Here is a 13,133-nt window from a genome sequence, read left to right on the forward strand (position 1 = left end):
AAAACTAACTGCGCAGACCGCGCCCACGCTGAATTAAAAACCAGCATAACGCGTAAAATAACGCAATAAAGCCGACTAATACCGCTACGGTGAAGCTCAGCGAAACATCAGCTATACCCAGAAAACCAAAGCGGAAACCACTTATCATGTAAACGATAGGGTTCAGATGAGATAATCCGCGCCAGAACGGCGGCAATAAAGTCAGGGAATAAAATACCCCGCCCAAATACGTCAGTGGTGTCAGCACGAATGTAGGAATCAGGCTGATATCATCAAATGTTTTGGCAAAAATAGCATTCAGCAAACCAGCCAGTGAAAACAGGATAGTGGTCAGTAGCAGTGTCAGGGCAACAAATAACCATGAATGTACCTGGAAAGGGACAAAGAATAACGAAACCGCCGTTACCAACACCCCAACACACAAACCACGCGCCACACCCCCACCAATAAACCCGGCAATTACAACATGAGTCGGTACCGGTGCAACCAGTAACTCCTCAATATTACGCTGAAATTTGGCGCTAAAAAATGATGAGGCCACATTCGCGTAGGAGTTGGTGATAACCGACATCATGATCAACCCGGGCACAATAAACTGCATGTAAGTAAACCCATGCATTTCACCAATACGCGAACCAATCAGGTTACCGAAAATAATAAAATAGAGTGTCATGGTGATAACAGGTGGCACCAGTGTCTGAACCCAAATACGCATAAAGCGATGGATCTCTTTGGTCCAGATACTTTTTAACGCAACCCAGTACAGCTGCATCATTCCTGGCCTCCTTTTTTCTCATGCACCAGCGTAACGAACAGCTCTTCCAGGCGGTTTGCCTTGTTGCGCATACTTAATACCTGAACACCCTGTTTACTTAACTGGCTGAACACACTGTTTATCCCTTGTTCCCGCAAGATTTCTACTTCAAGCGTTGCGGTATCAACCAGACGATAATTGTAACCATCCAGTACAGGCAGCGGACTTTTCGGTGCCAGATCCAGCAGGAAAGTCTCAGACTTCAGTTTAGAAAGCAGCGCCTTCATTGAGGTATTTTCAACTAACTCACCACTTTGAATAATCCCAATATTGCGGCACAACATTTCCGCCTCTTCAAGATAATGGGTTGTGAGGATAATTGTCGTCCCCTGATCGTTCAGATCCTTCAGAAAGCCCCACATAGAACGGCGCAGTTCAATATCGACACCCGCAGTCGGTTCATCGAGGATCAGCAAACGCGGCTCATGCATCAGTGCACGGGCAATCATCAGGCGACGCTTCATCCCACCCGATAACATTCGGGCGCGCTCGTTGCGTTTTTCCCACAGATCCAGTTGGTTGAGGTATTTTTCACTGCGCCTGACGGCTTCGTGGCGTTCAACCCCATAATATCCCGCCTGGTTAACCACAATTTGCTGGACAGTTTCAAAGGGATTGAAGTTAAATTCCTGCGGCACCAGGCCCAACTGACGTTTGGCATTCACAACGTCCCGGTCCAGGTCATAACCAAACACCCGCACCTGGCCTGAGGTTTTATTTACCAGGGAGCTGATAATGCCAATAGTTGTTGATTTGCCCGCACCATTAGGTCCGAGCAGCGCATAAAAGTCACCGGCTTCAACGGTTAAATCAATGCCGCGCAGCGCCTGAACACCACCCGGGTAGATTTTTTTGAGTTGTTCTAACTCAAGTGCATACGTCATAGGTTACCAATTACCTTGATTATTACACTGTCTGTGTGGTTTAACATAAAATCGAATTGCTTATTGTAGTCCAATGCGTCTATCTGTTGACAGGTCAGAAACCTCCATGAAAGATATTGAAACACTCATCAGCAATAACCGTGTCTGGTCCAGGTTATTAAAAGAAGAAGAACCTGGATTCTTTGAACAACTGGCACTGTCTCAAAAGCCACGCTTTCTATGGATAGGTTGCTCCGACAGCCGCGTTCCTGCTGAACGCCTGACCGGGTTGGAGCCCGGTGAAATCTTTGTGCATCGCAATGTTGCAAATCTGGTCATTCATACTGATTTGAACTGCCTCTCTGTTGTCCAGTATGCAGTCGATGTGCTGGAAGTCGAACACATTATTATTTGTGGCCACTATGGCTGTGGGGGTGTTCAGGCTGCTGTTGAAAACCCGGAATTGGGGTTAATAGATAACTGGTTACTGCATATTCGTGATATCTGGTTCAAACACAGCACATTACTGGGAGAACTCCCACAAGAACGCCGCATGGACACATTGTGCGAGCTGAATGTGATGGAACAGGTCTATAACCTGGGCCACTCTACCATTATGCAGTCAGCCTGGAAACGTGGCCAAAAAGTCGCTCTTCACGGCTGGGTTTACGGTATCCATGATGGTTTACTACGCGACCTGGATGTCTCCGCCACCAGCCGTTCTGGCCTTGAACAACAATACCGTAATGGTATTTCTAACCTGAAGCTCACACACCAGAGCCACAAATAATAGCAAAAGGGGCATGATTCGCCCCTTTCCTATTTGTGCTAAAACGCAGCGATGTTAAGCCTGAATTATGCAAGTGCCGTTAGTATCACTCATCCAGCAAAGTGACTTTACCAATATATGGCAAGTGGCGGTAATTTTGCGCGTAGTCAATGCCGTAGCCCACCACGAACTCATCCGGAATAGAAAAACCGACATACTCCACATTCACGTTCACTTCGCGGCGTGATGGTTTGTCCAGCAAAGTACAGATAGCCAGTGATTTTGGCTCACGCAGGCTCAATATTTCACGTACTTTACTGAGGGTATTACCAGAGTCGATGATGTCTTCCACAATCAAAATATCTTTACCGCGGATATCTTCATCCAGGTCTTTGAGAATTTTGACATCACGCGTACTGGACATGCCGCTGCCGTAACTGGAGGCAGTCATAAAGTCAACTTCGTGCGGAACATGAACTTCACGGCACAGGTCGGCCATAAACATAAATGACCCGCGCAACAACCCAACCAGCACCATTTCATTACCACGGTCACGGTAATGCTCAGTGATCTGACGCCCCAACGCTTCAACTCGCGCCTTGATTTCCGCCGCCGGAATCATCACTTCAACAGTATGTTTCATTTCTATAACCATATGATTTAAATATAAATCATCAAACACTGGTCACTTATTAGCCAGCATCATGAATTTGCCGGGGAAGTATAACAGCAAACGCTGTGTAACGCTCAGCCGGATCAAAAAGCAAATTTTGTGATGCACATCACATTTGTTAATGACTATAATTAAATACGTCTTAATTATTAAAAGAGTGTTTATGTCTGTAAATAAAGAAGCTACGCAGTCACGTTGGCTCGTCATCATTACGGCACTGTTTGCATTATTAACAGGGTTGTATCTGTTGATTGGCGGGATTTGGCTCGTCGCCATTGGCGGCTCCTGGTACTACCCCATTGCGGGTATCGTAATGTTACTCACGGCAGCACTGGTATGGCGTGGCAAGCGCTCCGCTCTTGTGTTGTACGGGGCATTCTTACTTTGCACCATGATATGGTCTGTCTGGGAAGTTGGTTTCGATTTCTGGGCACTGACGCCGCGCTGCGATATTCTGGTGTTCTTCGGCATCTGGTTAATTTTGCCCTTTATCTGGCGTCGCCTTGCCACACCTTCGTCGCTGGCTATTCCTACCCTGGGTGTCAGCCTGGTGGTAAGCGGCATTATTCTTGGATGGGCAATTTTCAACGACCCGCAAGAAATCAATGGTACGCTGAGCAATGACACCACCTCCGCCACACAGCAAACCAGCACCGTGGCAGATGGAGACTGGCCTGCTTATGGCCGTACTCAGGAAGGGCAGCGTTACTCTCCACTGAACCAAATTAACGACACCAACGTTCATCAGTTAAAAGAAGCCTGGAGTTTTCGAACTGGCGATCTGAAGACAGCCAGTGACCCGGTAGAAATCACTGATGAAGTCACCCCGATTAAAATTCGTGACACGCTTTATCTGTGTACTCCGCATCAGCGCCTGTTTGCACTGGATGCCGCAACCGGGAAAGAGAAATGGTCGTTTGACCCACAACTGAAAACCGACCCGTCATTCCAGCATGTGACCTGTCGTGGTGTGTCTTACCATGAGGCAACCCCGGAGAACGCGCCCGCAGACGTGGTTGCTGACTGCCCCCACCGGATCCTTCTGCCGGTGAATGACGGGCGCTTATTTGCCCTGAATGCAGACACCGGTAAATTGTGCGAAACCTTCGCCAACAAAGGTGTGCTGAACCTGCAAACTAACATGCCGGTTACCACGCCGGGTATGTACGAACCCACTTCGCCTCCAGTTGTTACTGACAAAGTGATTGTGATTGCGGGAGCGGTAACCGACAACTTCTCAACCCGTGAGCCGTCTGGCGTCATCCGTGGTTTTGACGTAAATACCGGGAAACTGGTCTGGGCATTTGACCCTGGTGCCAAAGACCCGAATGCTATTCCGGCAGATGAACATCACTTTACGCTGAATTCACCTAACTCCTGGGCTCCGGCGTCTTATGATGCCAAACTGGACCTGGTCTATTTGCCGATGGGTGTCACCACACCTGATATTTGGGGTGGTAACCGTACGCCTGAGCAGGAGCGTTATGCCAGCAGCATTGTTGCGCTGAATGCCTCTACCGGTAAGCTTGCCTGGTCATATCAAACTGTTCACCACGACCTGTGGGATATGGACATGCCTGCCCAGCCGACACTGGCTGATATCAAAGATAAAAATGGCAATACCATTCCGGCAATTTATGCCCCGGCGAAAACCGGTAATATCTTTGTGCTGGACCGCCGCACCGGTAAACCTATTGTGCCGGCACCGGAAAAACCGGTTCCTCAGGGTGCCGCTAAAGGTGACCATGTTTCCCCCACTCAGCCGTTCTCTGACCTGACTTTCCGCCCGGCCAAAAAACTGACCGGTGCGGACATGTGGGGCGCGACAATGTATGACCAGTTAGTTTGCCGCGTGATGTTCCACCGCCTGCGTTATGATGGCATTTTCACTCCGCCGTCAGAGCAAGGTACGCTGGTCTTCCCGGGTAACCTTGGTATGTTTGAATGGGGTGGTATCTCCATTGATCCACAACGCCAGGTGGCTATTGCTAACCCAATGGCGCTGCCTTTCGTCTCTCGCCTGGTTCCACGTGGCCCGGGTAACCCAATGGAGCCGCCGAAAGATGCCAAAGGTTCAGGTACTGAATCCGGTATCCAGCCCCAGTACGGTGTACCTTATGGTGTAACACTGAATGCTTTCTTGTCGCCGTTTGGTCTGCCCTGTAAACAACCGGCCTGGGGTTATATTTCCGCTCTGGATCTGAAAACCAACCAGGTTGTATGGAAAAAACGTATTGGTACCGTGCGTGACAGCTCACCAGTGCCGTTACCTTTCCGGATGGGTATGCCAATGCTGGGTGCGCCAATTTCAACAGCCGGTAATGTTCTGTTTATTGGTGCAACCGCAGATAACTACCTGCGAGCTTACAACATGAGTAACGGGAAAAAACTCTGGGAGGCACGTTTGCCAGCAGGCGGCCAGGCAACACCGATGACATATGAAGTCAACGGTAAGCAGTATGTACTGATAGCCGCAGGCGGGCATGGCTCGTTTGGCACCAAACTGGGTGATTATATTATTGCCTGGGCACTGCCAGACCAGAAATAACCTGCCGCATGACCGATAGCATGCAGAAATAAGGCGCAATACTATTCTGCAACCAATAAAAGGGCCGGCCACTATTTAGAGGTGACCGGCCCTTTTTCAATAACAACCAGTTACTCAGTTTGCTTAAGCCTCGCCCACAGTAAAGCCCAGCATCATGCCTGTATCTTCGTGTTCTAACAGGTGGCAATGAGCCATGTAAGCATGTTCAGCGCTGGCGACATAATCAAAACGCACCAGCACTTCACTGCGCCCACCTTCGACCCGCACAGTGTCCTTCCATCCCCGGCGATGCGCAGCGGGCGGCTGGCCATTTTCAGTTAATATACGGAATTGCATGCCATGAATATGGAAAGGGTGCAACATCATGTCGCCTTCCCCGGAGATAACCCAGCGTTCATAACGGCCAAGAGGTACATGAAACGCAGGGTGGTTCATATCGAAGGCTTTACCATTAATACGGTTGGCGGTATAGAGATCAAATGCCCCCTGCTCCATTGCTGAATTACTCATATGATGGGTTTCTGGCATCCCTTTCATGCCAGACATCCCCGGCATGCTGTTCATATCGCTGGCATCATGCATATTCATGCCTGACATGTTCATACAGCCAATCGCCTGCTGACCATATTTGTCCTTCAAAGCCTGCATCCCCTGGCTGTCCAACCGTGGATCCATACTTAGTGTCAAAACACGCTGAGTCAGGCCTTCCAGAGCTGGTAGTGCAGGTAACGCCACCAGTGTATCGGGTAAATCCCCCGATGCCGGAATACGCAGTGGGCGAATACCAACGACCGGGCAAGGTTTATCAAAAGGAGGCAATGCCATGCCCATTTGGCTGACTGGGAGAGTCACCAAATCAAATGGGGTGCCATCACTGGTATCGACCATTATCTCAAAGCGTTCCCCCATCAATAACGGCAATGAAGTGACTTTGACCGGTTCAGGTAATAGCCCGCCATCGCTGGCTATCACATAGAAAGGGCGATTATCGCTGGCGGCAATCGTCAACGAACGCGCATTACAGCCATTTAGTAAACGCAGCCGTAACCAACCGCGTGGTGGCGCATGTTGCGGATATTCAGCACCGTTACACAATAATGTATCGCCAAACCAGCCAACCGCCGCAGTCATCACATCCAGTTGATAATCAATTTCCCCGGCAGGGGTAAAGCGCTTGTCCTGAATGATCAGTGGTACATCATCGATCCCCCACTGCTTCGGTAGCCGCAACGCGCCCTGTGCAGCATCATCAATCAATACCAGCCCGGCCAGCCCCATCGCGACCTGTTGGCCGGTATGTTTATGGTAATGGGGATGAAACCAACAAGTAGACGCTGCCTGGTCTGGTGTAAACGTGACTGTTCGGGTTGCACCTGGTGCGATAATGCCTTGCGGGCCACCATCCACACTTCCGGGAATAGCCAGACCATGCCAGTGCACAGTGGTAGGTTGTGAAAGTGCATTGTGCATTTCCACTGTCACCGCAGCCCCTTTTTTCAGTGCCAGCGCCGGGCCCAAAAGATTGCCGTTATATCCCCAGGTTGTGGCCTGTTTCCCATTAAAAAGTGTTTTTCCTGCCTGAATCCGTAAGCGAATTTTACCGTGGATATCTGCCTGGAGAAGGTCTGGTACTGGTAATGCAGGGCGTTCAGAAAAGACTGGCGTTCTGGCCCAGACGGGTATTGCACTCAGTGCGCCCAAAGCAGCTGAATACTTAATAAACTCACGACGTCGCATTCTTTTCTCCATTGCAGGTGATGACATAATGACCACAGTCTAAACCCTGACCTAACAGGAAGGTCAATCCACGTTAAAAACAAGAAATCACTTCCCGAAAACTGTAAATATGCTAACGTTTTATTTCCGCAATCACGTGGTCAGCGCAATGAAGACGTTTGTTAAAATAACCCTCCTGGGAAGCTTGTTAGGTTTCTCCACCGCCAGCCAGGCGTTAAATGAAGCAGAAGCCGAAGATATGGCTGATTTGACAGCCGTTTTTGTGTATTTAAAGAATGATTGCGGTTATCAGGATTTACCCAATGACCAAATTCGCCATGCTTTGATTTTCTTTGCACAGCAAAATCAGTGGGACCTGAGTAATTATGACAGTTTTAATATGAAAAAAATGGGGGAAGAGAGTTACCGCGATTTAAGCGGTATTGCGATTCCCACCGCTAAAAAATGCAAATCGCTGGCCCGCGATTCACTGAGTTTGCTGGCCTACGTAAAATAGCCCACCTCTGGCCCCTTCGCTGAAATAATGACCGTGCATGCGCGGTCATTGTTCGTTATGATGTTGCGCCCATTTTATCCGGGTGTTAATGAAGGAGGTGCCAACCTATGGCTGATAACCGCCAGTGGCATGAAACGCTACACGATCAATTTGGTCAGTACTTTGCTGTTGATAATGTGCTGTACCATGAAAAGACAGATCACCAGGATCTGGTAATCTTCGAAAATAGCGCATTTGGGCGCGTAATGGCGCTGGATGGCGTGGTACAAACAACTGAACGCGACGAGTTCATTTACCACGAAATGATGACCCACGTACCTTTGCTGGCTCACGGCCAGGCAAAGCATGTGCTGATTATCGGTGGTGGTGATGGTGCAATGTTACGTGAAGTCTGCCGCCATAAAAATGTTGAAACCATTACGATGGTGGAAATTGATGCAGGCGTTGTGTCCTTCTGCCGCCAGTACCTGCCACACCACAATGCCGGTGCCTATGACGACCCACGCTTTAAGCTGGTTATTGACGATGGTGTGAATTTTGTTAACCAAACCACGCAAACGTTTGACGTCATCATTTCTGACTGCACTGACCCGATTGGCCCCGGTGAAAGCCTGTTTACTTCCGCATTTTACGAAGGGTGTAAACGTTGCCTCACGCCTGGCGGTGTTTTTGTTGCCCAAAATGGTGTGTGCTTCCTGCAACAGGATGAAGCTATCGGCAGCCACCGCAAACTGAGCAATTATTTTGGTGATGTCAGCTTTTACCAGGCCGCTATCCCCACCTATTACGGCGGCGTAATGACATTTGCCTGGGCGACTGATAATACGGCACTGCGCCATCTGCGTACCGAAATCATTCAGGCACGTTTCCGCCAGGCCAGCCTGACTTGCCGTTATTACAACCCGGCAATTCACACTGCGGCGTTTGCCCTGCCCCAGTATTTACTTAATGCCCTTTCTGGCCCCGATTCCTGAGGAGGTGAGCGAAATTGAAAAAGCTGAAACTACATGGCTTTAATAATCTGACTAAAAGCCTGAGTTTTTGTATCTACGATATCTGTTATGCCAAGACACCCGCTGAGCGTGATGGCTATATTGCTTATATTGATGAGTTGTATAATGCCAACCGTTTGACAGAGATTCTGAGCGAAACCTGTTCAATTATTGGCGCTAATATTCTGAATATTGCCCGCCAGGATTATGAACCGCAGGGTGCCAGCGTGACAATTCTGGTCAGTGAAGAACCCATTGACCCACTACACATAGATAAATCTGAACACCCAGGGCCACTGCCTGAAGCCGTCGTTGCTCACCTGGATAAAAGCCACATTTGCGTGCACACTTATCCGGAAAGCCATCCTGAAGGGGATTTATGTACTTTCCGTGCAGATATTGAAGTCTCCACTTGTGGTGTTATTTCCCCCCTGAAGGCACTGAATTACCTTATCCACCAGTTAGAATCCGATATCGTCACCATTGACTACCGCGTCAGGGGCTTTACCCGGGATATTAACGGCATGAAACACTTCATCGACCATGAGATAAATTCTATTCAGAATTTTATGTCTGAAGATATGAAGTCGCTGTACGACATGGTGGATGTGAATGTTTACCAGGAGAATATCTTTCACACCAAGATGCTGTTGAAAGAATTCGATCTGAAACACTATATGTTCCATACCCGGCCAGAAGATTTAACCGCCGCAGAACGTAAAGTGATAACGGATCTGTTATGGAAAGAGATGCGCGAAATTTATTACGGCCGCAATATTCCGGCAATGTAACACTAACAGATTCAGGCCCTGCGAAATGCAGGGCTTTTAATTTCCGGGAGCGTAGTTATCTGCTTATTTTCCCGCTAAAAAGCGTTTATACGCGGCGACAACCTGTAAGAAATCTTCTACACCACACATCGCCAGGCTTTCTTCGTCGTAGTAACTCATCCCTTCTTCGATTTCATCGCCCGAAAAATCCAGTTGGTTGGCCCGCACCATCACTTCTTCACCATCCAGCCACAGCGTGTATTCATGCCCGGTCCGTTGCCAGTGGCGCTCACTCCCTTTTACTGTACGCGCAGCCTGCTCTACTTCATCCAGCAGCTCCAGGTTCTCTTTCACTTCTTCGTTAAACCAGTGGCCGATTGCCTCATGACCCATCGACATACGCACTTTTACCACGCCAGTAACATCCCGCATAAACTCATAGTCCATAATGTGTTCCTCTCTATGCGTGCCCCAACCTGCAGGCGGGCTTTGACAACGCTATTATCTCAGTCAAACACCAGAAAAAAAGCGGGGACGGTGACAACTTAAAAAAAAGAATCCCTCCCCCCGAAGGGAAAGGGATTCTACATTATGGCAGGGTTGAAAGTCAGACGGTGGTCTGGAAAATCACGCCATCTGCTTTTTCCGTATACTGAGACAGGCGGTCAAAGTTCAGGTAACGGTAGGTATCTGTCGCTGTCTTATCGACTTGCTCCATAAAGGCCTGGTATTCCTGAGGTGTCGGTAATTTACCGAGCAGAGATGCAACCGCGGCCAGTTCTGCAGAAGCCAGGTAAACATTCGCCCCGGTACCTAAACGGTTCGGGAAGTTACGGGTGGAAGTCGACACAACTGTCGCCCCGTCCGCAACACGTGCCTGGTTACCCATACACAGTGAACAGCCTGGGATTTCAATACGAGCGCCACTCTTACCGAATACGCTGTAATAACCTTCTTCCGTTAGCTGTGCGGCATCCATACGTGTCGGGGGAGCAACCCACAAACGCGTTGGCAACTGGCCTTTATGGCTGTCGAGCAACTTACCGGCCGCACGGAAGTGGCCGATGTTGGTCATACAGGAACCAATAAAGACTTCATCAATTTTGCTGCCCGCAACATCAGACAACAAACGCGCATCATCAGGATCGTTCGGCGCGCACAGAATCGGCTCTTTGATCTCATCCAGATTAATGTCTATCACAGCGGCATATTCCGCATCGACATCACCTTCCAGCAACTGCGGGTCGGCCAGCCATTTTTCCATACCCTGAATACGGCGTTCCAGAGTACGGCGGTCACCGTAACCTTCCGCGATCATCCATTTCAGCAGAACGATGTTGGAATTGAGGTATTCAGTGATCGGGTCTTTATCCAGCTTGATAGTACAGCCCGCTGCAGAACGTTCTGCCGAGGCATCCGCCAGTTCAAATGCCTGTTCAACTTTGAGTGTGGGCAGGCCTTCGATTTCCAGAATACGGCCAGAGAAGATGTTTTTCTTACCTTTCTTCTCAACCGTTAACAGACCCTGGCGAATGGCGTACAGCGGAATAGCATGAACCAGATCACGCAGAGTGATACCCGGCTGCATTTTTCCGGAGAAACGCACCAGCACCGATTCCGGCATATCCAGCGGCATAACACCTGTTGCCGCAGCGAAAGCCACCAGCCCGGAGCCTGCCGGGAACGAGATCCCAATCGGGAAACGGGTATGGGAATCCCCACCGGTACCAACGGTATCCGGCAGCAGCATGCGGTTCAGCCAGGAGTGAATAATACCGTCGCCCGGACGCAGGGACACACCGCCACGGTTCATAATAAAATCTGGCAGGGTGTGGTGAGTTTGTACGTCAACCGGTTTTGGATAAGCAGCAGTGTGGCAGAATGACTGCATCACCAGGTCAGCAGAGAAGCCAAGGCATGCCAGGTCTTTCAGCTCATCACGGGTCATCGGCCCGGTGGTATCTTGTGAACCAACAGACGTCATTTTCGGTTCGCAATACTGGCCCGGACGAATACCGGCAACCCCACAAGCACGGCCAACCATTTTTTGCGCCAGGGAGAAGCCACGGTTACTGTCGGCAACATCTTTCGCTTTGCGGAACACATCGCTGTGCTCAAGGCCAAGGGACTCACGCGCTTTAGTGGTCAGCCCGCGGCCGATGATCAGCGGAATACGCCCACCAGCACGCACTTCATCCAGCAGAACGTCTGTTTTCAGCTCAAAGGTTGCCAGTACTTCACTTGAATCGTGGCGGCAAACCTCACCTTTATACGGGTAGATATCAATGACATCGCCCATATTCAGGTTTGATACGTCAACCTCAACAGGCAGCGCACCGGCATCTTCCATAGTGTTGAAGAAGATTGGCGCAATTTTGCCACCCAGCACAACCCCACCACCACGTTTGTTAGGCACACCAGGGATGTCATCACCCATAAACCACAAAACGGAGTTAGTTGCAGATTTACGCGATGAACCTGTACCTACGACATCCCCGACGTACGCCAGCGGGAAGCCTTTTTGTTGCAACGCTTCAATCTGCTTAATCGGGCCTACGCTGCCGGGCTGGTCTGGCTCAATGCCATCACGGGCGTTCTTGAGCATAGCCAGTGCATGCAACGGGATATCCGGGCGGGACCAGGCATCAGGTGCCGGAGACAGGTCATCGGTGTTGGTTTCACCTGTCACTTTAAATACAGTAACGGTAATTTTATCAGCCAGTTTCGGGCGGGACAGGAACCACTCGGCATCGGCCCAGGACTGTACAACCTGTTTGGCGAAGACGTTGCCATTTTTCGCTTTTTCTTCAACGTCGTAAAAATTATCAAACATTAACAGGGTGTGAGACAGCGCTTTAGCAGCAACGGGCGCCAGTTTGTTATCGTCCAGCGCTTCCACCAACGGATGGATGTTATACCCCCCCTGCATTGTGCCAAGGAGCTCGACAGCTTTTTCAGGAGTAATCAGTGGAGAGGTCGTTTCGCCTTTAGTAACAGCAGCAAGGAAACCTGCTTTGACGTAGGCGGCTTCATCAACACCCGGAGGGACTCGGTTGGTCAGTAAATCTAACAGAAATTCTTCTTCACCCGCAGGCGGGGTCTTCAGCAGCTCTACCAGTGCGGCCATCTGGGTTGCATCCAGCGGTTTCGGTACAACACCTTCTGCAGCACGCTCAGCTACGTGCTTACGGTATTCTTCTAGCACGACGGTTCTCCTCGCTCTCATTGTCATATCGGCACCGGACGCTCCTCTTCACTTTCCGATGAGACCTCAGAATGTAGGGTAAAGAGCCCAGTCCCGCACTGGGAGCATATCAGGATTTCGGTGGGCTGTTAATCTGTTTACAAAAAAGCAACATTAAATATTTGCTGAATCGTTAAGTACGGTAGATTGCTGTCTTGTTTACGATTTTTGGCGCAAAAAAAACGGCCACAGAGGGCCGTTTTGTCTTTGCTTTACGTCTTCACACG

Annotated in this window: 11 protein-coding genes; 5 read left to right on the plus strand and 6 right to left on the minus strand. The window is 49.7% G+C overall.

All coding sequences use genetic code 11. The features are described from left to right. Positions 1-4 precede the first annotated feature (4 nt). Together DES37_RS10770 and DES37_RS10775 are read right to left on the minus strand one after the other, a co-directional pair. On the minus strand, positions 5-775 hold the full coding sequence (locus DES37_RS10770; protein ID WP_036106091.1) for an ABC transporter permease: 771 nt from the start codon (positions 773-775) through the stop codon (positions 5-7). Beyond that, a complete protein-coding gene (locus DES37_RS10775) occupies positions 772-1,698 on the minus strand; it encodes an ABC transporter ATP-binding protein (protein ID WP_036106094.1) in 927 nt (308 codons plus the stop codon). Before DES37_RS10775 ends, DES37_RS10770 begins: the two co-directional genes overlap by 4 nt. Before the next feature lie 106 nt (positions 1,699-1,804). On the opposite strand from DES37_RS10775, the gene can reads away from it, so the two are divergent. Then, a complete protein-coding gene (gene can, locus DES37_RS10780; protein ID WP_110025787.1) occupies positions 1,805-2,467 on the plus strand; it encodes a carbonate dehydratase in 663 nt (220 codons plus the stop codon). Positions 2,468-2,552: 85 nt separating this feature from the next. Here the strand turns inward: can and hpt are convergent, their stop codons facing one another. Continuing rightward, on the minus strand, positions 2,553-3,089 hold the full coding sequence (gene hpt / locus DES37_RS10785) for a hypoxanthine phosphoribosyltransferase (RefSeq protein WP_170123758.1): 537 nt from the start codon (positions 3,087-3,089) through the stop codon (positions 2,553-2,555). A gap of 193 nt (positions 3,090-3,282) precedes the next feature. Here hpt and DES37_RS10790 point away from each other — a divergent pair, with 193 nt between their 5' ends. Continuing rightward, the gene (locus tag DES37_RS10790) at positions 3,283-5,667 is read left to right on the plus strand and encodes a glucose/quinate/shikimate family membrane-bound PQQ-dependent dehydrogenase (RefSeq protein WP_110025788.1); all 2,385 of its coding nucleotides are present in this window, start codon (positions 3,283-3,285) and stop codon (positions 5,665-5,667) included. Between the two features lie 123 nt (positions 5,668-5,790). Here DES37_RS10790 and cueO read toward each other — a convergent pair whose 3' ends face one another. Then, a complete protein-coding gene (gene cueO, locus DES37_RS10795) occupies positions 5,791-7,404 on the minus strand; it encodes a multicopper oxidase CueO (protein WP_110025789.1) in 1,614 nt (537 codons plus the stop codon). A gap of 148 nt (positions 7,405-7,552) precedes the next feature. Between cueO and DES37_RS10800 the strand changes: the two genes are divergently transcribed. The 3 genes from DES37_RS10800 (at position 7,553) to speD (ending at position 9,683) form a co-directional block, all read left to right on the plus strand. Beyond that, the gene (locus tag DES37_RS10800) at positions 7,553-7,900 is read left to right on the plus strand and encodes a YacC family pilotin-like protein (RefSeq protein ID WP_036106874.1); all 348 of its coding nucleotides are present in this window, start codon (positions 7,553-7,555) and stop codon (positions 7,898-7,900) included. Positions 7,901-8,007: 107 nt separating this feature from the next. Further along, positions 8,008-8,874, plus strand: coding sequence for a polyamine aminopropyltransferase (speE, locus tag DES37_RS10805; RefSeq protein ID WP_036106105.1), 867 nt, complete (start codon positions 8,008-8,010; stop codon positions 8,872-8,874). Positions 8,875-8,888: 14 nt separating this feature from the next. After that, positions 8,889-9,683: an adenosylmethionine decarboxylase gene (gene speD, locus DES37_RS10810; protein ID WP_110025790.1), complete on the plus strand. Its 795-nt coding sequence runs from the start codon at positions 8,889-8,891 to the stop codon at positions 9,681-9,683. A 63-nt stretch (positions 9,684-9,746) separates the two neighbouring features. On the opposite strand, the gene yacL is transcribed toward speD, so the two are convergent. Together yacL and acnB are read right to left on the minus strand one after the other, a co-directional pair. Beyond that, positions 9,747-10,109, minus strand: a complete 363-nt coding sequence (yacL, locus tag DES37_RS10815; protein WP_036106110.1) for a protein YacL — start codon at positions 10,107-10,109, stop codon at positions 9,747-9,749. A 160-nt stretch (positions 10,110-10,269) separates the two neighbouring features. Beyond that, on the minus strand, positions 10,270-12,867 hold the full coding sequence (acnB, locus tag DES37_RS10820) for a bifunctional aconitate hydratase 2/2-methylisocitrate dehydratase (protein WP_110025791.1): 2,598 nt from the start codon (positions 12,865-12,867) through the stop codon (positions 10,270-10,272). Between the last annotated feature and the right edge of the window lie 266 nt (positions 12,868-13,133).

This window comes from Mangrovibacter plantisponsor, from assembly GCF_003182475.1.
GTDB classification, from domain to species: Bacteria; Pseudomonadota; Gammaproteobacteria; order Enterobacterales; family Enterobacteriaceae; genus Mangrovibacter; species Mangrovibacter plantisponsor.

Excerpts from the sequence above, each read along its gene's own strand:
- cueO (WP_110025789.1), bottom strand. The coding sequence starts at position 7,404 with ATGCGACGTCGTGAGTTTATTAAGTATTCAGCTGCTTTGGGCGCACTG.
- DES37_RS10775 (WP_036106094.1), bottom strand. The coding sequence starts at position 1,698 with ATGACGTATGCACTTGAGTTAGAACAACTCAAAAAAATCTACCCGGGT.
- hpt (WP_170123758.1), bottom strand. The coding sequence starts at position 3,089 with ATGAAACATACTGTTGAAGTGATGATTCCGGCGGCGGAAATCAAGGCG.
- can (WP_110025787.1), top strand. The coding sequence starts at position 1,805 with ATGAAAGATATTGAAACACTCATCAGCAATAACCGTGTCTGGTCCAGG.
- DES37_RS10800 (WP_036106874.1), top strand. The coding sequence starts at position 7,553 with ATGAAGACGTTTGTTAAAATAACCCTCCTGGGAAGCTTGTTAGGTTTC.
- speE (WP_036106105.1), top strand. The coding sequence starts at position 8,008 with ATGGCTGATAACCGCCAGTGGCATGAAACGCTACACGATCAATTTGGT.
- yacL (WP_036106110.1), bottom strand. The coding sequence starts at position 10,109 with ATGGACTATGAGTTTATGCGGGATGTTACTGGCGTGGTAAAAGTGCGT.
- DES37_RS10790 (WP_110025788.1), top strand. The coding sequence starts at position 3,283 with ATGTCTGTAAATAAAGAAGCTACGCAGTCACGTTGGCTCGTCATCATT.
- DES37_RS10770 (WP_036106091.1), bottom strand. The coding sequence starts at position 775 with ATGATGCAGCTGTACTGGGTTGCGTTAAAAAGTATCTGGACCAAAGAG.